The 22,160-nt window shown below is 73.0% G+C and carries 23 protein-coding genes; 14 read left to right on the top strand and 9 right to left on the bottom strand.

All coding sequences use genetic code 11. The features are described 5' to 3' along the window. The first annotated feature begins 67 nt into the window (after positions 1–67). Positions 68–715, top strand: a complete 648-nt coding sequence (locus FED44_RS18130) for an MOSC domain-containing protein (RefSeq protein WP_138461383.1) — start codon at positions 68–70, stop codon at positions 713–715. Between the two features lie 111 nt (positions 716–826). On the opposite strand, the gene FED44_RS18125 is transcribed toward FED44_RS18130, so the two are convergent. Continuing rightward, positions 827–1,042, bottom strand: coding sequence for a hypothetical protein (locus FED44_RS18125; RefSeq protein ID WP_138461382.1), 216 nt, complete (start codon positions 1,040–1,042; stop codon positions 827–829). 61 nt (positions 1,043–1,103) lie between these two features. Here FED44_RS18125 and FED44_RS18120 point away from each other — a divergent pair, with 61 nt between their 5' ends. Continuing rightward, positions 1,104–2,771 carry a cellulose binding domain-containing protein gene (locus tag FED44_RS18120; RefSeq protein WP_138461381.1) on the top strand — a complete coding sequence of 556 codons (1,668 nt, stop codon included), beginning with the start codon at positions 1,104–1,106 and terminating at the stop codon, positions 2,769–2,771. A 55-nt stretch (positions 2,772–2,826) separates the two neighbouring features. Here the strand turns inward: FED44_RS18120 and FED44_RS18115 are convergent, their stop codons facing one another. Beyond that, positions 2,827–4,080 (bottom strand): glycoside hydrolase family 18 protein, encoded by a 1,254-nt coding sequence (locus FED44_RS18115; RefSeq protein ID WP_244302038.1) that lies wholly within the window; start codon positions 4,078–4,080, stop codon positions 2,827–2,829. A 116-nt stretch (positions 4,081–4,196) separates the two neighbouring features. Between FED44_RS18115 and hemW the strand changes: the two genes are divergently transcribed. Beyond that, positions 4,197–5,417 (top strand): radical SAM family heme chaperone HemW, encoded by a 1,221-nt coding sequence (gene hemW / locus FED44_RS18110; RefSeq protein WP_138461380.1) that lies wholly within the window; start codon positions 4,197–4,199, stop codon positions 5,415–5,417. A 13-nt stretch (positions 5,418–5,430) separates the two neighbouring features. On the opposite strand, the gene FED44_RS18105 is transcribed toward hemW, so the two are convergent. Continuing rightward, on the bottom strand, positions 5,431–6,246 hold the full coding sequence (locus FED44_RS18105; protein ID WP_138461379.1) for a DUF3097 domain-containing protein: 816 nt from the start codon (positions 6,244–6,246) through the stop codon (positions 5,431–5,433). A 176-nt stretch (positions 6,247–6,422) separates the two neighbouring features. On the opposite strand from FED44_RS18105, the gene hrcA reads away from it, so the two are divergent. Genes hrcA through FED44_RS18090 form a run of 3 tightly spaced genes read left to right on the top strand, consistent with a single transcriptional unit; the run spans position 6,423 to position 9,312 of the window. Further along, positions 6,423–7,436 (top strand): heat-inducible transcriptional repressor HrcA, encoded by a 1,014-nt coding sequence (gene hrcA / locus FED44_RS18100; RefSeq protein ID WP_111697206.1) that lies wholly within the window; start codon positions 6,423–6,425, stop codon positions 7,434–7,436. Further along, positions 7,437–8,573 carry a molecular chaperone DnaJ gene (dnaJ, locus tag FED44_RS18095; protein ID WP_111697205.1) on the top strand — a complete coding sequence of 379 codons (1,137 nt, stop codon included), beginning with the start codon at positions 7,437–7,439 and terminating at the stop codon, positions 8,571–8,573. 4 nt (positions 8,574–8,577) lie between these two features. Continuing rightward, positions 8,578–9,312, top strand: coding sequence for a 16S rRNA (uracil(1498)-N(3))-methyltransferase (locus FED44_RS18090; RefSeq protein ID WP_138461378.1), 735 nt, complete (start codon positions 8,578–8,580; stop codon positions 9,310–9,312). A gap of 25 nt (positions 9,313–9,337) precedes the next feature. Here the strand turns inward: FED44_RS18090 and FED44_RS35835 are convergent, their stop codons facing one another. Both FED44_RS35835 and FED44_RS18085 read right to left on the bottom strand, forming a co-directional pair. After that, positions 9,338–10,012 carry a hypothetical protein gene (locus tag FED44_RS35835; RefSeq protein ID WP_167521508.1) on the bottom strand — a complete coding sequence of 225 codons (675 nt, stop codon included), beginning with the start codon at positions 10,010–10,012 and terminating at the stop codon, positions 9,338–9,340. After that, entirely contained in the window at positions 10,009–10,488 is a 480-nt protein-coding gene (locus FED44_RS18085; protein ID WP_111697223.1) for a SigE family RNA polymerase sigma factor, read from the bottom strand. Before FED44_RS18085 ends, FED44_RS35835 begins: the two co-directional genes overlap by 4 nt. A 247-nt stretch (positions 10,489–10,735) precedes the next feature. Here FED44_RS18085 and FED44_RS18080 point away from each other — a divergent pair, with 247 nt between their 5' ends. The 8 genes from FED44_RS18080 (at position 10,736) to era (ending at position 18,646) form a co-directional block, all read left to right on the top strand. Continuing rightward, positions 10,736–11,080, top strand: a complete 345-nt coding sequence (locus FED44_RS18080) for a histidine triad nucleotide-binding protein (RefSeq protein WP_244302037.1) — start codon at positions 10,736–10,738, stop codon at positions 11,078–11,080. 59 nt (positions 11,081–11,139) lie between these two features. Beyond that, positions 11,140–12,162 carry a PhoH family protein gene (locus FED44_RS18075; protein ID WP_111697201.1) on the top strand — a complete coding sequence of 341 codons (1,023 nt, stop codon included), beginning with the start codon at positions 11,140–11,142 and terminating at the stop codon, positions 12,160–12,162. A 28-nt stretch (positions 12,163–12,190) separates the two neighbouring features. Then, positions 12,191–12,661 carry an rRNA maturation RNase YbeY gene (gene ybeY, locus FED44_RS18070; protein WP_111697200.1) on the top strand — a complete coding sequence of 157 codons (471 nt, stop codon included), beginning with the start codon at positions 12,191–12,193 and terminating at the stop codon, positions 12,659–12,661. Next, positions 12,658–13,953 (top strand): hemolysin family protein, encoded by a 1,296-nt coding sequence (locus FED44_RS18065; RefSeq protein WP_167521507.1) that lies wholly within the window; start codon positions 12,658–12,660, stop codon positions 13,951–13,953. The genes ybeY and FED44_RS18065 overlap by 4 nt, the downstream gene beginning before the upstream one ends. Before the next feature lie 39 nt (positions 13,954–13,992). Continuing rightward, positions 13,993–16,320: a BTAD domain-containing putative transcriptional regulator gene (locus FED44_RS18060; RefSeq protein ID WP_138461376.1), complete on the top strand. Its 2,328-nt coding sequence runs from the start codon at positions 13,993–13,995 to the stop codon at positions 16,318–16,320. A gap of 250 nt (positions 16,321–16,570) precedes the next feature. Then, positions 16,571–17,401 (top strand): hypothetical protein, encoded by an 831-nt coding sequence (locus tag FED44_RS18055; protein WP_138461375.1) that lies wholly within the window; start codon positions 16,571–16,573, stop codon positions 17,399–17,401. Then, a complete protein-coding gene (locus FED44_RS18050) occupies positions 17,398–17,733 on the top strand; it encodes a cytidine/deoxycytidylate deaminase family protein (protein ID WP_111697197.1) in 336 nt (111 codons plus the stop codon). The genes FED44_RS18055 and FED44_RS18050 overlap by 4 nt, the downstream gene beginning before the upstream one ends. A 1-nt stretch (position 17,734) precedes the next feature. Then, on the top strand, positions 17,735–18,646 hold the full coding sequence (gene era, locus FED44_RS18045) for a GTPase Era (protein WP_111697196.1): 912 nt from the start codon (positions 17,735–17,737) through the stop codon (positions 18,644–18,646). Between the two features lie 46 nt (positions 18,647–18,692). Here era and FED44_RS18040 read toward each other — a convergent pair whose 3' ends face one another. The 4 genes from FED44_RS18040 to FED44_RS18025 all read right to left on the bottom strand — a co-directional run bounded on the left by FED44_RS18040 (position 18,693) and on the right by FED44_RS18025 (position 22,155). Beyond that, positions 18,693–19,172, bottom strand: a complete 480-nt coding sequence (locus FED44_RS18040) for a hypothetical protein (RefSeq protein WP_133305843.1) — start codon at positions 19,170–19,172, stop codon at positions 18,693–18,695. A gap of 222 nt (positions 19,173–19,394) precedes the next feature. Continuing rightward, positions 19,395–20,162, bottom strand: a complete 768-nt coding sequence (locus tag FED44_RS18035) for an urease accessory protein UreD (protein ID WP_244302036.1) — start codon at positions 20,160–20,162, stop codon at positions 19,395–19,397. Then, positions 20,159–20,998: an urease accessory protein UreG gene (gene ureG / locus FED44_RS18030; RefSeq protein ID WP_111697194.1), complete on the bottom strand. Its 840-nt coding sequence runs from the start codon at positions 20,996–20,998 to the stop codon at positions 20,159–20,161. The genes FED44_RS18035 and ureG overlap by 4 nt, the downstream gene beginning before the upstream one ends. A 77-nt stretch (positions 20,999–21,075) precedes the next feature. Next, positions 21,076–22,155: an urease accessory protein UreF gene (locus FED44_RS18025; RefSeq protein ID WP_244302035.1), complete on the bottom strand. Its 1,080-nt coding sequence runs from the start codon at positions 22,153–22,155 to the stop codon at positions 21,076–21,078. Positions 22,156–22,160: the final 5 nt, after the last annotated feature.

Below are 22,160 nucleotides of genomic sequence, written 5' to 3'. Positions count from 1 at the left end.
CCCTGTCTGGTTTCATGACAACTTAATGGGATCGCGCGGAAACATGACCATCCGTTAACGTTTGGCCATGCGTATCCTCTCTGTGAACGTGGGCCGGGCCGTCGACGCGGAATGGGCCGGCGACCTCCGGCGTACCGCCATCGACAAGCGCCGCGCCGAGGGGCGAGTCGCCGTACACGGGAACGGCCTGGCCGGGGACGAGCGCGCCGACACCGCCAACCACGGGCACCGGGACCAGGCGGTGTACGCGTACGCCCGGGAGGACTACGACTGGTGGGAGCCCCGGATGGGCCGGGACCTGCGCGACGGCCGGTTCGGGGAGAACCTCACGACATCGGGGACCGACCTGACCGGGGCGCTCCTCGGCGAGCGCTGGCGGGTCGGCACCGCCGTCCTGGAGGTCACCTATCCCCGCATCCCCTGCGTCGTGTTCCGGAACTGGCTCGACGAGCGCGGCTGGGTCAGGCGCTTCACCGAGGCGGGCCGCACGGGAGCGTACTTCCGCGTGATCGAGGAGGGCGAACTCGGCGCCGGCGACGAGATCGCGGTGCTGGACCGGCCCGCGGACGGCGTGACCATCGGCGAGGCGTTCCGGGCCTACCACGGCGACGGGGACCTGCTGCGGCGGATCCTCGCCCAGCCCGGCCGCAGCGAGAAGTGGGACAGGGTCGCCCAGCGCGTGCTCGGAAGCCGCACCGAGGCCCCCGCTTCCTGATCTCCATCGTGCGCGTCGGCGCCTGCTCGCCTACCTCGGCCGTACGGTGTGACGGCGGCCGCGCGAGCACGTGAACCGGTCACCTCTCGCCGGACGGGCGGGAGGTGAAAGTTACAGCCGGTGCGCCACGGCCGCGCGGCCCGCCTGGGGCTCCCGCGCCCAGATCAGGCCGGTGCGGCCCGGCTCGTGCCCCGGCATCGCGCACACGGGTGTCTTGACCGTTCCCCGCGCATGGGATTGGCTCCGCGCCGTGGCACCGTCCGCGGTCGCCACCGGACCTTCGCCAATGGGATACGCAATGGCCAGCACGTGATCGGCGACGATCACGGGCGGTTGTTAACGCTAACATCCCCGTCAGTTGAAGCGCACCCGCTGAGGAGCGATGCCGATGGACAGGAAACGCATCCGCACGACGCTGGTCCCCGCCGTCACGGCGGCGCTGGCCCTCGCGTCGGGCGCCGTGGCGCTCACCACCGTGAGCCCGGCGCAGGCACTGGAGAACGGGGTGGCCAGGACCCCGCCGATGGGCTGGAACAGCTGGAACACCTTCGGCTGCAACATCAACGAGTCGCTGATCAGGCAGATGGCCGACGCCATCGTCAACAGCGGCCTGCGCGACCTCGGCTACCAGTACGTGGTGGTCGACGACTGCTGGTTCAACCCCAACCGCGACTCGTCGGGCAACATCCAGGGCGACCCCTCCCGCTTCCCCAGCGGGATGAAGGCGCTCGGCGACTACCTGCACAACAAGGGCCTGAAGTTCGGCATCTACCAGGTGCCCGTGGACAAGACCTGCGCGCAGTACTTCAACAGCTACCCCGGCGCGACCGGCAGCCAGGGCCACGAGGCGCAGGACGCCCGGCAGTTCGCGGCCTGGGGCGTCGACTACCTGAAGTACGACTGGTGCTCCCCGAACGGCACGATCAACGACCAGGTGGCCACGTTCGCCAAGATGCGCGACGCGCTGAAGGCGACCGGCCGGCCGATCGTCTACAGCATCAACCCCAACAGCATCCACTCGAAGACCGGCCCCCAGCGCAACTGGGGCGACGTCGCGAACATGTGGCGCACCACCGAGGACATCACGAACAAGTGGGACACGGGCCAGACCAACGGCTATCCCATGGGCATCCAGAACATCGTGAACGTCACCGTCCCGCTCGCCTCGTACGCCGGTCCCGGGCACTTCAACGACCCGGACATGATGGAGATCGGCCGGGGCGGCATGAACGACACCGAGATGCGCAGCCACTTCGCGCTCTGGGCGATGATGGCCTCCCCGCTGATCGCGGGCAACGACATCCGCTCCATGGACTCGGCGACGCAGACGATCCTCAAGAACAAGAACCTCATCGCGATCAACCAGGACTCGCTGGGCCTGCAGGCCACCCAGGTGTCCAACGACGGCACCCGGCGCGTGCTCGCCAAGAAGCTCGCCAACGGCGACGTCGCGGTCGCCCTGTTCAACCAGGGCGGGTCGACCACCACGGTCTCGACGACCACCTCCGCCATCGGCAAGTCCGGCGGCACGGTGACGCTGACGGACGCCTGGACCAACGCGACCAGTACCACGAGCGGCACGATCTCCGCCAGCGTTCCGGCGCACGGCACCGTGGTCTACCGGGTCAGCAGCCCCGGGAGCAGCCCCAGCGCCAGCCCGAGTGCGAGCCCGAGTGCCAGCCCCAGCGCCAGCCCGAGTGCGAGCCCGAGCGCGAGTCCCAGCGCGAGCCCGTCGGCCTCGCCGTCGACGTCCCCGGTTCCCGGCGGATGCTCGGCGACGATCAAGACGATCAACAGCTGGGGCGGCGGCTTCCAGTCCGAGGTGACGGTGCAGGCGGGCAGCTCGGCGGTCAACGGCTGGACCGTGAAGTGGACCTGGCCGGGCGGCCAGACCATCAGCAGCCTGTGGAACGGCCGGCAGAGTTCGTCCGGTTCCTCGGTGACGGTCACCAACGAGTCCTACAACGGCTCGATCGCGGCGGGCGCGTCCACGACGTTCGGCTTCACCGCCAACGGCAGCGCGGCCACCCCCACCGCCACCTGCACCAGCCCCTGACCTCCTGACGTCACGGCCTGGGGAGGGGGTGCCCCCCTCCCCAGGCCGGATCACCTCAGGACGGAGTAGAGGGCGGAGGTGAGGGAGGCTTTGGCGTCGTCCTGGTCGATGGACCACAGCATCGAGCCGCCGAGGCCCTGGAGGCGGATGTATGCGGCCTTCCGCAGCATGACGGCGGGGGGTCGTCGTAGGACCAGAACTCGTTGCCGTCGTAGAGCCACAGGGCGCCGGTGAGCAGGTCGCGGTAGCGCCTGCCGGGCTTGCCGACGAGGTTCTTGTAGTCGTCGCTGCCGGCGGCCCAGGTGCCGGGTGCGGGGCCGGCGGCGGGGGCGTAGCGGCCGTCGCCGCCGGAGGTGACCCCGGTCCAGCCCTGGCCGTACGCGGGGACGCCGACGACGATCTTGCGGGCGGGCGCCCCGCGGCCGACGTAGTCGCGTACGGTCTGGTCGACGCTGTACTTGACCGGGCCGGGGTCGCGGCGGTCGGTGAGCAGGTTGGCCTGGTGCCCGGTGCGGTTCTCCCACGGCCCGTGCAGGTCGTAGCCCTGGACGGTGGCGAAGTCGAGCAGGCCGAAGACCTTCTTCACCTCGAAACCGGCGTCGATCTTGGCGGCGGCGGCCGGGAGGAAGGCGGTGAGTTCGGCGCGCCGGTCGTGGGCCCGCATCTGGCGGCGCAGTTCGGCCAGGAACAGGGTGAAGTTCTGCTTGTCCTCGGCCCGGATGACGTTGCCGTCGTTTCCGGAGGAGCCGGGCCATTCCCAGTCGAGGTCGATGCCGTCGAACACGCCGGCGGCGGCGCCGCTGGGCAGGCCGGGCAGGTCGCCCTTGAGCCACAGGTCGACGCACGAGGCGGCGAGCCGGGCCCGGGAGGCGGGGGTGAGAACGGCGTCGGAGAAGTACTTCGATCCGGTCCAGCCGCCGATGGAGATGAGGACCTTGAGGCCGGGGTGGCGGGCCTTGAGCTTCCTGAGCTGGCCGAGGTTGCCCTTGAGCGGCTGGTCGTCGGCGTCGGCCACACCGTTGACGCTCTGCTCGGCGGGCACCGGCCGCTGCCAGTCGGCCCAGGGGTCGGCCGAGTAGCAGGTGCCCTCGGGGCCGACGAAGCCGAAGGCGTAGTTGAGATGGGTCAGCTTCGCCGCCGCGCCGCTGGCGTCCACGTCGCGCACGTGGAAATTCCGGCCGTAGATCCCCCACTGGATGAAGTAGGCCACCCGTTTGTAGCGGTCCCCGCCCGTCGTGGCCTGGGCCTGGGCGGGCGCGAGCCCGGCGGCCAGGGTGGCGGCGACCGCCACGGCGAGGGTCCTTCTCATGAGCACGCCGGCCTCCCGGGATAACTTATAGGAAAGTTTCCTGTAAATTGCGCCGATCGTAGACCCCTCTGATCACCCCGTCAACGGCACCGCGCGAGTGACGGCAGACTGGAGGCGTGCCTTCCGTGCTTCCCGACGGCGATCCCGTCCCCGCGAGCGGCGCGCTGCCGCCCGGAGCCCTCGACGGGCTCGGCTCCCGTCCGTTCGGCTTCTACGTGCACGTGCCGTTCTGCGCGACGCGCTGCGGCTACTGCGACTTCAACACCTACACGGCCGCGGAGCTGGGGCCGGGCGCCGCGCAGCGCGACTACGCCGCCACCGCGATCGAGGAGGTGCGGCTGGCCCGGCGCGTGCTCGGGGACGCCGCGCCGCCGGTCGAGACCGTCTTCTTCGGCGGAGGCACGCCGACCCTGCTGCCCGCCGCCGACCTCGTACGGATCCTGGACGCCGTCGGCGAGGAGTTCGGCCTGCGGCCGGGCGCCGAGGTGACGACCGAGGCCAACCCCGAGTCCGTCGACCCGGCCTACCTGAAGGAGCTGCGGGAGGGCGGCTTCACCCGGATGAGCTTCGGCATGCAGAGCGCGGGCGAGCACGTCCTCACCGTCCTCGACCGGCGGCACACCCCCGGCCGGCCCGCCGAGGCCGTACGGGAGGCCCGCGCGGCCGGGTTCGAGCACGTCAACCTCGACCTGATCTACGGCACGCCGGGGGAGAGCGACGACGACTGGAGGGCCTCGCTCAAGGCCGCTCTGGCGGCCGGTCCCGACCACGTCTCGGCGTACTCCCTGATCGTGGAGGACGGCACCCGGCTCGCCGCCCGCATCCGGCGCGGCGAGCTGCCGATGCCCGAGGACGACGTGGCGGCCGACCGCTATCTCCTCGCCGAGGAGACCCTGACGGCCGAGGGCCTGAGCTGGTACGAGATCTCCAACTGGGCGGCGGGGGACGAGGCCCGCTGCCGCCACAACCTGCTCTACTGGACCGGCGGCGACTGGTGGGGGGTGGGCCCGGGGGCGCACAGCCACGTCGGCGGCACCCGCTGGTGGAACGTGAAGCACCCCGCCGCGTACGCCGCCCGCCTGGCGGACGGAACCTCCCCGGCGCACGCCCGGGAGGTGCTGACGGCGGAGGACAGGGCCGTCGAGCGCGTCATGCTGGAGCTGCGCCTCGCCTCGGGCTTCCCGCTCGCCGACCTCGCCCCCGAGGCGCGTACGGCCTGCGCGCGGGCGCTGGGGGACGGGCTGCTGGAGACCGAGGCGTTCAAGGCGGGCCGGGCCGTCCTCACGCTGCGCGGCCGGCTCCTCGCCGACGCCGTCGTACGCGACCTGACCCCTTGATCCGGCTGACCCCTCAGTCCGACTGATCGGGGGCGGTGACGAAGTCGATGAGCTCCTCGACGCGGCCGAGCAGTTCGGGCTCCAGGTCGGCGTAGGTCGTGACCCGGCCGAGGATGTGCCGCCACGCCTCCTGGGGGTCCATCCGCCAGCCCAGCGCGGCGATCACGCCCTCCTTCCAGGGCACGCCGCGCGGCACGTCCGGCCACGCCTGGATGCCGAGCGCCCGGGGCTTGACCGCCTGCCAGATGTCCACGAAGGGGTGCCCCACGACGAGCACGTCCGCGCCGGAGACCCGGGCGGCGATGCGGCTCTCCTTGGAGCCGGGCACCAGGTGGTCGACGAGCACGCCCAGCCGCCTGCCCGGCTCCGGGCCGAACTCCCCGACGATCGCGGGCAGGTCGTCGACGCCCTCCAGGAACTCGACGACGACCCCCTCGACACGCAGGTCGTGTCCCCAGATCTTCTCGACCAGCGCGGCGTCGTGGACGCCCTCGACGTAGATGCGGCTCTCCTTGGCGACCTGGGCGCGCAGCCCCCCGACCGCGATCGACCCGGAGGCGCTCCGCAGCGGGCCGGACGGCCGGGCCTGGGGACGGACCAGCGTCACCGGCCTGCCGTCGAGGAGGAACCCGGCGGGGGTCAGCGGGAACACCCGCCGCCGCCCGAAGCGGTCCTCCAGCGTCACGGCCTCCTTGTCGCAGTCCACCACCGCGCCGCAGAAACGGCCCTCGGCGTCCTCGACCACGAGATCGGGCTCGGCCGGGATCTCGGGGATCTGCCCCCGCCGTGGCCGCCGCCAGTCTCCGGAAAGCACGTCCCGCCCGTACATGCGGGGAACGCTAGCAAATCCCGGGCCGCCGGCCCGCCGGTTGCGCCCGGATTCACGGCGTGTTGCCCCTGATCGTCTGCTCGTTATCGCACGCCGAGCGGTGGTAGCCGTACACTTGGCACTCGGGAACACAGAGTGCCAGAGTCGGTGTTTCCAGGGCACAGGGAGGTGACACATTGCTCGACGACCGCAAGCTCGCCGTCCTGCGCGCCATCGTCGAGGACTACGTGTCCACCAACGAGCCGGTGGGGTCCAAGGCCCTGGCGGACAGGCACAACCTCGGCGTCTCCCCGGCGACCATCCGCAACGACATGGCGGCGCTGGAGGAGCAGGGCTACATCACGCAGCCGCACACCAGCGCCGGGCGGGTCCCGACCGACAAGGGATACCGCCTGTTCGTGGACCGGCTGTCGCAGATCAAGCCGTTGTCGGGGGCGGAGCGCAGGGCCATCGAGACGTTCCTCGCCGGGGCGGTCGACCTCGACGAGATCGTCATGCGCACGGTACGGCTGCTCGCGCAGCTCACCCGGCAGGTGGCCGTCGTACAGTATCCCTCGCTCACCAGGTCGTCGGTCCGCCACGTGGAGATCGTCCCGCTGGCGGAGCGCCGGGTCATGCTGGTGCTGATCACGAACACCGGGCGGGTCGAGCAGCGGGTGGTCGATCTGCCCGAGGCGCTCGCCGAGGACCGGATCGCGAACCTGCGCTCCGTGCTGAACGGCTGCCTCGACGGGTGCTGGCTCTCGCAGGTGCCCGAGACCGTGGCCGGCATCCCCGAACGGCTGCCGCCGGAGGAGAGGCCGGTGGTGGCGACCATCATGTCCGTGCTCCTGGAGACGCTCGTCGAGCGGCACGAGGAGAAGATCGTCTTCGGCGGTACGGCCAATCTGGCGGGCGCCGACTTCAGCGTCGGCCTGCGTGACGTGCTTGAGGCGCTGGAGGAGCAGGTCGTGCTCATGCGCCTGCTGGGCGAGACCGGCGGGCTGTCCGAACTCACCGTCAGAATCGGATCCGAGAATCCCTACAGCGGGCTGCGCGGCACCTCTATCGTGGCCGCCGGATACGGTTCGGGCGACAAGGAACTGGCCCGGCTTGGAGTGCTGGGCCCGACACGAATGGACTATCCGGTGACGATGGGTGCGGTGCGCGCGGTGGCGCGGTACGTGGGCCAGATCCTGGCGGGGTCATAAGTGTCCAACGACTACTACGCGACCCTTGGCGTCCGGCGCGACGCCAGCCAGGAAGAGATCAAGAAGGCGTATCGCCGTCTCGCCCGTGAGCTGCATCCGGACGTCAACCCCGATCCGGAGACCCAGGAGCGGTTCAAGGAGATCAACCAGGCGTACGAGGTGCTGTCCGACGCGGGCAAGCGCCGCATGTACGACATGGGCGCCGATCCGTTCGCGAGTGGCGGCGGGCCGGCCGGGGCGGGCGGCTTCGGCGGGGGCTTCCCGTTCAGCGACATCATGGACGCCTTCTTCGGTTCCGCCGGCGCCGCGCGGGGTCCCCGCTCGCGTGCCCGCCGAGGCCGCAACGCCACCATCCGGGTCGAACTGGACCTGGCGGAGTCCGCCTTCGGCACCACCCGAGAGATCGTGGTCGACACGGCCGTGGTCTGCGACGTCTGCCAGGGCTCCGGGGCGGCGTCCGGCACCCACCCCGACACCTGCGACATGTGTCACGGGCGGGGCGAGGTCTCCCAGGTCACCCGCTCGTTCCTGGGCCAGGTCATGACGTCGCGCCCCTGCCCCCAGTGCGGCGGGTACGGCAGCGTCATCCGGCACCCCTGCATGGAGTGCTCGGGCGAGGGACGGGTCAGGACCCGGCGCACGATCAAGGTGCGGATCCCGGCCGGCGTCGAGGACGGCACGCACATCCAGCTCGCGGGCGAGGGCGAGGTCGGGCCGGGCGGAGGCCCTCCGGGCGACCTGTTCCTGGAGATCGTCGAGCGGCCGCACCAGATCTTCGAACGCCGCGGCGACGACCTGCACTGCACCGTCCAGATCCCGATGACCGCCGCCGCGCTCGGCACCGTCCTGTCGATCGACACCCTCGACGGCGCGGAGGCCATCGACGTGCGGCCCGGCACCCAGGCCGGCCAGGTCATCCCCCTGTACGGCAAGGGCATCCAGCGGCTCAACGAGACCGGCCGGGGCGACCTGCTGATCCACGTGAACGTCGAGACGCCGACCAAGCTCGACCCGCAGCAGGAGGAACTCCTGCGGGAGCTGTCGAAGCTGCGCGGGGAGGAACGGCCGCCCGGCAAGTTCTCCCCGGGCCAGCAGGGCTTCTTCTCCCGCCTGCGGGACGCCTTCAACGGCCGGTGAGGTCGTGAGCGTTCCCGTGTTCCTGTCGGAGGCGGCCGGTGAGACCGGGGACACGATCGTCCTCGACGGGCCCGAGGGGCGGCACGCCGCGTCGGTGCGCCGCCTGCGGGCGGGGGAGCGGGTCGACCTCACCGACGGCGCGGGCCGGGTGGCCGAGTGCACGGTGACGTCGGCCGGCAAGGATGCGCTGACCGCCGCGGTACTGCGCCGCTACGAGGTGCCGCCCCCGCGGCCGAGGCTGGTGGTCGTGCAGGGGCTGCCCAAGGGCGACCGGGGCGAGCTCGCGGTCGAGATGATGACCGAGGCCGGGGTGGACGTGATCGTCCCCTGGGCCGCCGCCCGCTGCGTCACGCAGTGGAAGGGCGACCGGGCCGGCAAGTCGCTCGCGCGCTGGCGGAGCACGGCGCGCGAGGCGGCCAAGCAGGCCCGCCGCTTCCACCTGCCGGAGGTGACCGAGCAGGCCGCGACCGCGCGGGTCTGCTCGCTCGTCTCGGCGGCGGCGCTCGCGGTCGTGCTGCACGAGGAGGCCGCCGAGCCGCTGAGCCGCCTCACGCTGCCGGACGTCCCCGGCGACATCCTGGTGATCGTCGGCCCGGAGGGCGGCGTCACCGACGAGGAGATCGCCGGGTTCCGCGCGGCGGGAGCCGTACCGGCCCTGCTCGGCCCCACCGTGCTGCGCACCTCGACGGCGGGCGTGGCCGCGGCGGCCGTCCTGCTGGCCCGCTGCGGCCGCTGGTGAGGACCGCGATCGTCAGCAGGGGCCGTCAGGGGGTGGGGGTCTCGGCCGAGTAGGGCGTGGCCGCCTCCGTGGGCGAGGCGCTGGGGGTGGCCGAGGGCGTGACGGTCACCGTGGGCGGAGCCGACGAGGGGGCGGCGGTGTGCGTGGCCGGCGGCGGCGTGGGCCGGGTCGTCCGGGTGGGCGGGCACGTCGCGGGCAGGGTCGGGTCGGGGTCGACCACTCCGGCCCGCGCCGGGGGCGACGCGCAGGGGTCGGACGGAGACGGCGACGGCTTGGTGGCCGGGCCCGGCCGGTGCGTCGGGGACGGGCTGGTCCGCCCGTGTGACGGGCTCGGGCTGGTGGTGACGATGATCACCACTCCGGGCCGCGAGGCGGTCCCGCCGGCGGGCGGCCGCGTCACGGTCGAGCTCTGCGGGTCTTCCTCGCGGGCGTCGCCAGACACCGCGATACCGGTGCGGTCGGCGACCTGCTCGCGCAGGCCGGGGACGAGCATCACGACCGCGCCCGCCGCGAGGACGGCGCCGGCGGCCGCGGCGCCCACCCGCAGCCACAGCACGTTCCGCAGGCCGCGCAGGCCGCGCTGGTCGATGCGCCGGCGGATGATGTCGAGTCCTTCGGGAGACGGCACGACCGAGTCCGCCTCCGCGCGCAGGGCACGGCGGAGCGACTCGCCGTACTCGTCGTCGGGCGGGAAGGTCATGAGAACTGCTCCAGTGCCATGCGTAGTGCGGCCATGCCGCGGGCCGTGTGACTCTTCACCGCGCCCTTGCTGATGCCCATCGCGTGCGCGATCTCGGCCTCCGACAGGTCGCCGTAGTATCGCAGCACCAGCGCCTCGCGCTGCCGGGTGGGCAGGCCGCGGAGCGCCTCGATGACGGCCGAGCGTTCGAGCTCGCCGATCGCGCCGTTCTCGGCGCTCGGGGCGTCCGGCAGGCCCTTCGGGGCGTACTTCTCGACGACCGCGCGGTGCCGCAGCACCGAACGCGAGCGGTTCACGACCGATTGGCGAAGGTAGGCCAGTGCCTTGTCGGTGTCCCTCAGGCGCCGCCACGCTCCATGGAGAGCGACGAAGGCGTCCTGAACGACCTCTTCCGCGCTGGCCACGTCACGGACCAGCAGCACCGCGAGACGCACCAGTGACCGATAGTGAGCGCTGTAGAGCGCCGTCACGGCCATGTCGGCATCCCACCCGACGGGCACCGTCCCCAACGACCTGTCGGCCACGAGGGTCTCGGTGGTCACGTCAATAGGACGCTCGTCATCCCCGGGGGGTTTACGTTCTTCCGAATCATTAGAGGGCATGGCCCAGCGGTGTCCTCGCGCGACACTAGGGGGGTTGTCTGGTGAAGTCTCGCACAACCACAGTAGCCGCGAGGATCATTGCCGTCATCAATCGTCGTCGGCGACCGTTAGGGTGAGGCGCGTGACCGACTGCCTATTCTGCAAGATCGTGGCCAGGCAGATCCCGGCGGACATCGTCCTGGAGACCGGGCGGGCGCTCGCCTTCCGCGACGTCAACCCGCAGGCCCCGACACACGTCCTCGTCGTGCCCAAGGCCCATCACGAGAACGCCGCCGCCCTGGCCGCGGCCGACGACGGCCTCGCGGACGACCTGCTCACGGCCTGCCACGCGGTGGCCGTCCAGGAGGGCGTGGCCGAGGCGGGCTACCGAGTGGTGTTCAACACCGGGACCGGCGCCGGGCAGACGGTCTTCCACGTGCACGCGCACGTGCTCGGCGGCCGGAGCCTCACCTGGCCCCCGGGCTAGGGACGCCCTAGTAGCATGAGAGGGAACCGAGGAGGCGATCAGGGCCGCAAGGGCCGCCCATGTCCGAGTCACAGCACATCAGCCAGACCCAGGCCAAGGTAGTCATCCCCGAGGGGCAGCCGATGGTCAGCCTCCTCGGGTCGGGTGACGAGCTGCTGCGGGTCATCGAGGGCGCATTCAGCGCCGACATCCACGTACGGGGCAACGAGATCACCATCACCGGCAGTCCCGAGGAGAGCGGCGTCGTCGTCCGCCTCTTCGAGGAGCTGACGGAGCTGATCCGCTCGGGTGCCGAGCTGTCCCCCGACGCCGTCGAACGAAGCATCCACATGCTGCGGATGGCCACCGACCGCCCGGCCGAGGTCCTGTCCCTGGACATCCTGTCCTCCCGGGGCCGGACCATCCGCCCGAAGACGGTCAACCAGAAGCGGTACGTCGACGCGATCGACAGTCACACCATCGTCTTCGGCATCGGCCCCGCCGGCACCGGCAAGACGTACCTGGCGATGGCGAAGGCCGTGAAGGCCCTGCAGAACAAGCGGGTCAACCGGATCATCCTCACCCGCCCCGCCGTCGAGGCGGGGGAGCGGCTCGGGTTCCTGCCCGGCACGCTCTACGAGAAGATCGACCCCTACCTGCGGCCGTTGTACGACGCGTTGCACGACATGCTGGACCCCGACTCGATCCCCCGTCTCATGGCGGCCGGGACGATCGAGGTCGCGCCGCTCGCCTACATGCGCGGGCGCACGCTGAACGACGCCTTCATCATCCTGGACGAGGCGCAGAACACCTCGCCCGAGCAGATGAAGATGTTCCTGACCCGGCTCGGGTTCAACTCGAAGATCGTGGTCACGGGCGACGTGACCCAGATCGACCTGCCCGGCGGTCAGGACAGCGGCCTCAAGGTCGTCCAGCAGATCCTCGAAGGCATCGAGGACATCCATTTCAGCAGGTTGACCAGCGCGGACGTGGTCCGGCACAAGCTGGTGAGCGACATCGTCGACGCCTACGGCCGATACGACGCCGCGGTGGCCTCCGAGCCACGGGCGATCAACAAGCGGCCGCGGAACAACCGGCGGTGAGCACGACCATGGCGGGTGAGGAGACCCCGTGAGCATCGAGGTGGCCAACGAGTCCGGCGTCGAGGTCGACGAGACGGCACTCGTCGAGCTCGCCGGGCACGTCCTGGGCCGGATGGGGATCAACCCGCTGGCCGAGCTGTCGATCCTGGTGATCGACGCGGGGGCGATGGCCGAGCTGCACGAGCAGTGGATGGGGGAGCCGGGCCCGACCGACGTGCTGGCCTTCCCGATGGACGAGCTGCGCCCCAACACCGGGCGGGACGAGGACGCGTCCCCCGACCCCGCGCTGCTGGGCGACGTGGTGCTGTGCCCGCAGGTGGCCGAGAAGCAGGCCGCCGAGGCCGGGCACAGCGCCCAGGACGAGCTGGAGCTGCTGTGCACGCACGGCATCCTCCACCTGCTGGGCTACGACCACGCGGAGCCCGAGGAGCACGCCGAGATGTTCGGGCTGCAGGACGAGCTCCTCGGCGCCTGGCGGGAGGTGCGGCGGAAGCCGTGAACAACGGCTGGCTGGTCTCGGCCGTCGTCCTCATCGTGGTCGGCGGCCTTCTCGCGAGCGCCGAGACCGCGCTGACCCGCATCTCCCGCGTACGGGCCGAGGAGTTCGTCAAGGAGGCGCGGCGCGGCGCGGTGCGGTTGCAGACGATCGTCGCCGACCCCCCGCGTTACCTCAACCTGGTGCTCCTGCTGCGGCTGAGCTGCGAGCTCGTCGCCACGGTGATCGCGACGCTGCTGTTCATCGACTGGCTCGGCGACCGCGGCCAGGCGTACGCCGGGGCGGCCGTGGCCATGATCCTGGTGAGCTACGTGATCGTCGGGGTCATGCCGCGCACGCTCGGCCGCCAGCACGCCGAGCCCGTCGCCCTGGCGAGCGCGCCGGTCGTGTACGGCCTGACCAAGATCTTCGGACCGCTGCCCGAGCTGCTGATCCTGCTGGGCAACGCGCTCACTCCCGGCAAGGGCTTCCGGGAGGGGCCGTTCACCTCCGAGGCGGAGCTGCGCGACCTGGTCGACCTCGCCGAGCAGCGCAGGGTCATCGAGCCCGACGAGCGCGAGATGATCCACTCGGTCTTCGAGCTGGGCGACACGCTGGTGCGCGAGGTCATGGTCCCGCGCACCGACATGGTCTTCATCGAGCGGGGCAAGACGCTGAGCCAGGCGCTCTCGCTGGCGCTGCGCAGCGGCTTCTCCCGCGTTCCCGTCGTCGGGGAGAACGAGGACGACGTGGTGGGCATCGCCTACCTGAAGGACATCGTCCGCCGCATACAGGACACCGGCGACGACGGCGTCCGGGTGGACGAGCTCATGCGCCCCGCGACGTACGTGCCGGAGAGCAAGCCCATCGACGAGCTGCTGCGCGAGATGCAGGCGCGGCAGATCCACCTCGCCATCGTCATCGACGAGTACGGCGGCACCGCCGGTCTCGTCACGATCGAGGACGTGATCGAGGAGATCGTCGGGGAGATCGCCGACGAGTACGACCAGGAGACCCCGCGGATCGAGTGGCTCGACGACGGCGCCGCCCGGGTGACCGCGCGGCTCCCGGCGGGCGAGCTGGGCGAGCTGTTCGGCACCGAGATCGAGGTCGAGGACGTCGACACGGTCGGCGGCCTGCTGGCGCACGCCCTGGGCCGGGTGCCGATCGCGGGCTCCGAGGCCGTGATCGGCGACCTGCGCCTGACCGCCGAGAACCTCGCGGGACGCCGCAACCGGATCAGCACCGTCGTCGTACGCCGTGAGGAGCCCGCTCCCGGCGACGAGGTCGTGGCCGCGAGCGCCGACTACGAGTGAATCTGGTCTGGACATATCCGGCCTTGTAATGTGCCCCCCATGGCGGTCTTCTCCGTACTTGGAGCGCTTCAAGCCATCGGCGAAGACGGGCCGATCGAGTTCGGCGGCCCTCGTCAGCGCTCGGTGCTCGGGCGCCTTCTGGTCGCCCGGGGCCAGGTCGTGCCCGTCGGGCGGCTGATCAGCGACCTGTGGCGAGACCAGCCGCCCCCGGGCGCCGCCGGTTCCATCCAGACGTACGTCTCCCACCTGCGCCGGGCCCTGGAGCCGCGGCGGACGATCCGCACGCCGGCCAGGCTCCTGGTGACCGTGCCCCCGGGGTACGCCCTGCGCGCCGAGCACGTGGACGCCTGGCGGTTCGAGGAACTGGTGCGGCAGGGCAGCCGGCGGCTGCTCGACGGCGACGCCGCCGCAGCGGTCGCCGCGCTGGAGGAGGCGCTCGCCCTGTGGAAGGGCCCGGCGTACCTGGAGTTCGCGTCGGCGGACTGGGCGCTCAACGAGATCGCCCGGCTCGACGAGCTTCGGGCGACGGCCGTCGAGCAGCGGGCGTCGGCGGTGATGGCGCTCGGCACGCCCGGCTCGGTGATCGCGGATCTGCGCGCCCACCTCGTCGAGCACCCGCTGCGCGAGGAGGGCTGGCGGCTGCTCGCCACCGCGCTCTACCGGCAGGGCAGGCAGGGCGACGCGCTCGCCGCGCTCCGCGAGGCCCGCCGCATGCTCGTGGCGGAGCTCGGCGTCGATCCCGGTCCCGCGCTGCGCCGCCTGGAGGCCGGCATCCTCGCCCATTCCCCCGAGCTGGACCTGCCCGGCCCGGCCCGTACGGCCGGCTGGGACGACCATGCGGCACGCCCCCGTTTCGCGCGCGACCTACCCGGGGGCGACATCCCCGTCCGCGGCATCGCGACGCGCGAAACCGGGCCGCGTGTCAACCCCGCGGAGCCCGGCGCGGTGGCGGTGCCGCCGGCGACGTTCACGGAACCGCCCGGAGCGGCCTCCGCGGCGGCAGCGCCGCGAGCGGTCCCCACAGTGGCCGATGGAGCGGTTCTCCTAAGAATCTCCACAGCGGGCCCCGCGACGGCTCTCACGGCGGCGCCCGGAGGCGGGGAGGGCCGCGTCCGGCTCTTCGGGCGGCGGAGCGAGCTGTCGCTTCTGCTGGACCGGTCCGAGGGCGTCGCGCTCGTCAGCGGCGAGGCGGGCATGGGCAAGACCGCGCTCGTCGAGGAGGCCGCCGCCGTCCGGGCGGGGCAGGGCGCGCGGGTCGCGATCGGGCGCTGCCCGGCGACCCGGGGCGCGCCGCCCGGCTGGGCCTGGACCGAGATCCTCCGTACGCTCACGACGGCCGTGCCGTTCGGCGAGCACGGGGCCGAGAGCGTGCGGGGCGAGGGGTTCCACGGGCGGCGGGCGGTCGCGGCCCACCTGCGCGCCGCGGCCGCCGAAGCGCCGATCATGCTCGTCGTCGAGGATCTGCACCGGGCCGACCGCGAGACGCTGGACACCCTCGTGGAGGTCGTCGTGGAGACGGCAGGCGCGGCCGTCACCGTCGTCTGCACCTTCAGGCAGGAGGAGGCGGGCCGGCTGGCCGGGACGATGGCGGCGCTCGCCCGGCGCGAACCGCTCCGGATCGCCCTGCGCGGCCTGCGGCCCGGCGCCGCCGCCGGCCTCGTGACCGCCGTCGCCGGCGTGCCGGTCACCCGCCCGGCCCTGACCGCGGTCGCCGCACGGACCGGGGGCAATCCCTTCTTCCTCCGGGAGACCGCGCGCCTGATCGCGGCCGAGGGCGAGGCGGCGGCCCTGACGACCGTTCCCGCCGGAGTTCGCGACGTGCTCGCGGCGCGCCTCGCCGTCCTGCCCGCCCGGGTGCGTACGGTGCTGGGCGAGGCGGCGGTGCTCGACGCCGAGGTCCCGGGGACCCACGCCGGGGGCGTGGACCTCGACGTGCTCGTGGCCGTCCACGGCGGCGGTGAGGACGCTGTGATGGACGCGGCCGAGGCGGCGCTCCTGGCCGGGGTGCTGGTCGAACCCGGCGGCGGCGGGCTTCGCTTCGCCAGCCCGGTCCTCCGCGACACCGTGTACGGCGCGATGCCACGGCTGCGCCGCGCCCGCACGCACGCCCGGGTGGCGGCGGCGCTCGAACGGCTGCGCCCGGACGAGGCGGCGGCGCTCGCGCACCACCACGCGCTGGGCGGCGATCCGGTGCGGGCGGCGCGGTACGCCCTGACCGCCGCCGAGCGGGCCGACCTCCGCTACGCGCGGCGGGAGAGCGGGCTCGGGCGGGGCCAGGGGGCGCGGCCCGCCAGAGACTACGCCTCGGTGGCCCGTGACCGGCTGCGGGAGACGCAGAGCCCGCCGACGGGTGCAAGCCTTCTTTAAGCGGCTTGCAAGTGCGCCCTGCCATTGTTGTCCCAGGCGCCCAGAAGGGGTTCGGGGCGCCTCATAGGGAGACCGGCGCTCCGGGAGGGGTTCGCGGCGCACCGGCAACTCTCGTGGGGGATCCGTAAGCGGTGCGGGGCTTTCACCTTCCGAGGTGGAAGCCCCGTATCGGTTACGCAAAGTGATTACCCGCTTCCGGTCCGGGGAAGGACAACCTCCGGCAACGCGCCCGAGCGGCGGGGAGGCGGACATGCGGATCGTCCACGCGGCAGTCGCGGGCCTCCTGGCCCTCGTCACCGGGCCCAGCGTCGCGACATACACCACCGTGCGGGCCATCCGCGATTCCCCTCGGACGACCGGCGCCCTCGCCACGGACAGTGCGGGCGCGCGAGCCACGTCGGACGCGGGTGCGACCCAGGACGCCCGTGCCACTCAGGACGCCCGTGCCACCCGGGACGCGGGCGCGCCGGCGACCCGGGGCACGGGTGTGCGGGCCACGCGGGACGCCATGGCGGCGCGGAGCACGGGGCGTCTGAGGGGCGTGCTGGGGACGATGCGGGATCTTCCCGAGGGCTTCTTCAGCCACGCGCGGGCGCCCTGGCGGGCGCCGTTCCGCCCCCGCGCGAGCGCCTGCCGCGCCCTCTTCGACGCCGCGGCGGGCAGGCCTCCGCGTGACGGCCTCGGTGGCGCCGCAGCCGTGACCGCGGCCACGTACGACGGGCCGCACCTCGGCGAACTGGCCGGCGTCGGGCTCGCCGTCTACGACGGGAACGAGGCGGCCCAGCACCTCGACGTGCTGCGCGCCGCCCTGATCCGCTGCGCGACCGCCGACGCGGGCACGCCGTACGACCGCCTGAAGGCCTCGCCGGTGCCGCTGCCGGGCATCGGCGGTCCCGACGCCGCCGCCCGCGGGCTGACAGGCAGGGCCGGCGGCTACCCCTACCGCATGCACCTGGTCGTCGCCCGCTCCGGCCACACGCTGATCACGCTCGTGCACGCGGGGCTGACCCCGCCCGACCCGGCCCGTACGGCCGAACTGGCCCGGTTGCTCGTCCGGGAGGTCGGTACGCTTGACGGGTGACAGAGACGCTGGACCCCGAGGACACCAAAATCATCACGCTGGCCAGGTCGGCGCGGGCACGCGCGGGCGTCCCGGAGGGCGCCGCGGTGCGTGACGAGACGGGCCGCACGTACGCCGCGACGACGGTGACGCTGCCCTCGCTCCGCCTCTCGGCCCTCCAGGTGGCCGTGGCCATGGCCGTGTCCAGCGGCGCGAAGTCGCTGGAGGCGGCGGCGATCGTCAGCGAGGCCGACGAACCCGGCGAGCAGGACGTCTCCATCGTCGAGGACATGGGCAACGGCACGCTGTTCCTGGCCGCCCCGGACGGCTCGCTGAAGGGCCGGTACATCTGACGTGAACGCCGAACCCAGCGGTTTCCGCGCGGGCTTCGCCTGCTTCGTCGGCCGGCCCAACGTCGGCAAGTCGACGCTGATGAACGCACTGGTCGGCACCAAGGTGGCGATCACGTCGTCGAAGCCGCAGACCACGCGGCGGGCCATCCGCGGCATCGTCCACCGGCCGGACGCCCAGCTGGTGATCGTCGACACCCCCGGCTTCCACCGTCCGCGCACCCTGCTGGGTGAGCGGCTCGACAGCCTGGTGCTGTCCACGCTCACCGAGGTCGACGTCATCGGGTTCTGCGTCCCGGCCAACGAGGCCATCGGCAAGGGCGACCGCTTCATCGTCGAGAAGCTCGCCGCGGTCAAGAAGACCCCGGTCGTGGCCGTCGTGACCAAGTGCGACCTCGCCACCCGCGAGCAGATCGCGCACCAGCTTCTCGCGGTGTCCGCGCTGGCCGAGTTCGCCGAGATCGTCCCGGTGTCCGGGCAGAGCGGCGAGCAGCTCGGCGTCCTCGCCGACGTGCTGATCGAGCGGCTGCCCGAGTCGCCCCCGCTGTACGTCGGCGGCGAGCTGACCGACGAACCGGAGCAGGTGCTCGTCGCCGAGCTGATCCGCGAGGCGGCGCTGGAGGGCGTGCGGGACGAGCTGCCCCACTCGATCGCCGTCATGGTGGAGGAGATGAACCCCCGGGAGGGCCGCGACGACCTGCTCGACGTGTACGCCCACATGTTCGTCGAGCGGCAGTCCCAGAAGGCGATCGTCATCGGCCCGGGCGGCGCCCGGCTCAAGGACGTGGGCACCCGCGCCAGGCAGCAGATCGAGGCCCTGCTCGGCACCCGGGTCTACCTCGACCTCCGGGTCAAGGTGGCCAAGGAGTGGCAGCGCGACCCCAAGCAGCTGCGCCGGCTCGGCTTCTACGACTGACCCCGCCGCCCGCGGCGGTGGTCCGGCGGCATGGTCGGCGGCACGATCAGCGGCGGCGGAGCAGCGCGGCGCAGGCCAGCACGGCCAGCGCGACGGAGGCCAGCAGGCCGGCGAACCAGCCGTACTGGACCGTCGGGTGCACCCGGAGCAGTCCGGAGACCTGGAAGTCGAGCCGGCTCACCAGGTCGCGCGGATCGGCGAGGAACATCGCCAGCGCGAACGCCGCGACCGCGCCCGGCAGGATCGCCAGCCCGGTGAAAAGCCAGTTACGCATCGCGCCGAGGACGCCGAGGAGCATCGCGGCGATCCCGGCGCCCAGGACCACCCACCCGGGGCCCTCGTCGACGCCGCGTACGGCGGTGAGCGACGCGTCGATCACGCCGAACTCGGCCGTGAGTCCGGCCCACGGGAGCAGTGCGGCGACGGCCAGCACGAATCCCGCGGCGATCACTCCGGCGGCCCGCAGGGCGCCGGCCACGCTCGTGCGGTGCGGTCGGGGGGCGGAATGCGGCGTGGGTTCCGGCACGATCACCAGGCTACGGCCCGGCGCCGCCCGATGCGGAGATCGGGTGCGGTCCCGGGCGGAGATTCGGCGGGGACGGGGTGGCCGGGGGCACGCTTCAGCTGTGGGCAGGGCCCATCGGCACGGTTCAGTTGTGGGCACGGTTCAGTTGTGGGCACGGTTCAGTTGTGGGCACGGTTCAGTTGTGGGCAGGGTCCATGGGCGCGGTTCAGCTGTAGGCACGGTTCAGCCGGTCGCGTGTGACGCGGCGGCGTCCTCGCCGTGTTCGAGCCGCCGCCTGAGCTGCACCGCGTCCGCGCCCAGGGCGGAGACCAGCACGCCGGGACCGGCGAGCGGGAGCGCGGCCCAGCCCTCTCCGACCACCGCCCGCCGCTCCCGCTTGTCCCCGGCCGAGGGCCGCCAGGCGGGGCCCGCGACCAGGGTGGAGCCGACGCACCGGGCGTCTCCGTAGACGGCCGGGCTGCCGTCCACGGTCTCCTCGCCGATCACGAGGTTCTGCCGGAGCAGGGGACGTCCGGCGACGGTGGCGTCGAACCTCGCGTGGCAGCGGCCCGGCCGCTCCCCGTGCCGCCCGAACACGATCTCCTCGCGCCACAGGACGGTCGCGTCCTCCGCCAGCGAGAGCCGTACGACGAGGCGGTGGGAGCACCCGGCGGCGAGCACCGTCGGCTCGGGGGAGAAGCGCAGCGTCGCGCCGGCCCCCACCCGCGCCCGCACCAGCATGACCGAGGGGGCCTCCGCGAGGCCCGGCAGCACCAGCGTGGCGGCCACCGAGCACACCTCCAGCGACGTGCCCGGCGCGACGTCCACGCCGAGATCGAGGTGGTCGCCCCGCAGGGGACCGGCGCCCGTCGAGACCAGATGCACCCGGCGCGGGCCGGTCCGGCGCAGGGTCAGCGGCGGGTCCGACCGGAGGGTCTCCAGCCGGGTGCCGCCGCCGTCGGCCATGCTCGTCCTGATCAGCGCCCGCGCGGTGACCGCCGCCGTGCTCACGGCGCGGTGACGGGACGCGACTGCTGCTCCCCGTGCTCCTTCCGCTCCGGCGCGACGTCGTCCGCGGTGACCCCGTCGACGGATATCCCGTCTGCGGCGACCCCATCGGGGGAGACGTCTTCCGGGACACGCCGCGCGGAGGAACCGTGCGCGGAGAGGCCGTGGTGGTGGGCGACGCCGTGGTCGTGACGCCAGACGTCGACCATGTCGGTCACCCACTGCGCGACCATGTGCGCGCTCCTGTCCTCCCTGATCGAGGTGAACAGCACCGGCCTGCCCTCCCGCACGGCCGCCGCGTCGCGGGACATCACGGTCAGGTCGGCGCCGACCATCGGCGCGAGGTCGGTCTTGTTGATCACCAGCAGGTCGGCCGTCGTCACCCCCGGCCCGCCCTTGCGCGGCACCTTGTCGCCGCCGGACACGTCCAGCACGAAGATCTGCCGGTCGGCCAGGCCGCGGCTGAAGGTGGCGGTGAGGTTGTCGCCGCCGCTTTCCACGATCACCAGGTCGAGCGGCCCGAACCGCTCCTCCAGCGTCTCGACCGCGTCGATGTTGGCCGCGATGTCGTCGCGGATCGCGGTGTGGGGGCAGCAGCCGGTCTGCACCGCCTGGATCCGCTCGGGGTCGATCACCCCCGCCCGGCGCAGGAAGTCGGCGTCCTCGGTGGTGTAGATGTCGTTGGTCACGACCCCGAGCCGCAGGGAGGGCCCGAGGCTGCGGCACAACGCCGCCACCAGGGCCGTCTTGCCGCTGCCGACCGGGCCGCCGATGCCGAGGCGGAGCGCCCGCCCGTCCGGCTCGGCCGCGTCGTGGAGGTCGTCGTGGTAGGCGCCCATGATCTGGACCCTTCTGCTCGTGAGCCGCGGCGTGGGTCGCGGCCCGGTCGGCGACGTCGGGGACGTCTCGGGAGGTGTCAGGAGACGAAGAGCTTCATCGGGTTGGCCAGGTGTCCTTCGGCGAGGAGGTCGAGGGCCGGCGCGCTGTGCCCGGGCAGCCCCGCCCAGCCTCCCCGCCATCCCGTCTGGTCGGGTCCGGGCGCGTCGCCCGGCGGAGGACCGGCGCTGCCAGGCGGGGTGTCCATGCCCGCCGGGCCGCTCGAAGCCGGGTCGCTCGAAGCCGGGTCGCTCAGAGCCGGGCCGCTCAGAGCCGGGCCCGCCGGTGTCGTGTCCGTGAGTGCCGCGTCGTCGAGTGCCGGGTCCGCGAGCGTCGTGTCAGTGAGCGTCGTGTCCGTCAGGACCGTGTCCATGAGGGACGCGCAGGCGGCGTGGGCCGCGTCGTTGAGCGCCGGCGCGAGGTCGGCGAGCAGCCGGTGGACGGTGACCGGATCGAGGCCGAGGAGCCGCACCGCGGCCGTGGCCGGGCCCGTCACCGAGGTGTAGGCGGCGGCCAGCGCGGCCTGCTGGGGCTCGCAGCCCGCGGACGCCGCGGCGGCGCCCAGCGCGATCGGGTGATGCGGACCTTCCGGGATGGCCCGCGCCAGCGTCTCCAGGGCCGGCGACGGCCACAACCGGCGGGCGGTGCGCAGCAGGAGCCGCCCTTGGGTCCGTGCGGCCTCCCGCTGGGCGGGCGACGCGGTCCGCGCGTCGGCCTCGTCGTCCAGCCGCCGCCACAGCCGCCGGCGGAGGTCCTCCGCCGCCGCGACCTCGGCCGCCGCCGCACCCGGCCCGCCGTTGCCGTTTGTCCGCCACGACGCGTCCATGGCGTACGGCCGGACGGGCGGGGCCGGCGAACCGGCCGCGGCCGTCCCACCGGCCCCCCCGACGACGTCCGGTTCGCCGGCCGCGAGTTCGCAGGCGGCGGCGGACAGGGCCGCGGTCACGAGGCCGGCGGTGGCGAGCCTGCCGCGCAGGAACCGCGCGAGGTCGTCGACGTCGGTGACCGTGCCGAGCCGCACGGCCTCCTCCACCCCGCCCGAATGGGCGTGCCCGCCCGCGGGCAGCCGGGAGTCCGCCAGCAGCAACAGTGCCGCCGGGTCTCCGCGCATGCCGTCCATCGCAC

It is taken from the genome of Microbispora triticiradicis (assembly GCF_005864065.1).
Classification (GTDB): domain Bacteria; phylum Actinomycetota; class Actinomycetes; order Streptosporangiales; family Streptosporangiaceae; genus Microbispora; species Microbispora triticiradicis.
The sequence above is the reverse complement of the archived record's forward strand: the minus strand, read 5'-3'. Positions and strand labels throughout refer to the sequence as shown.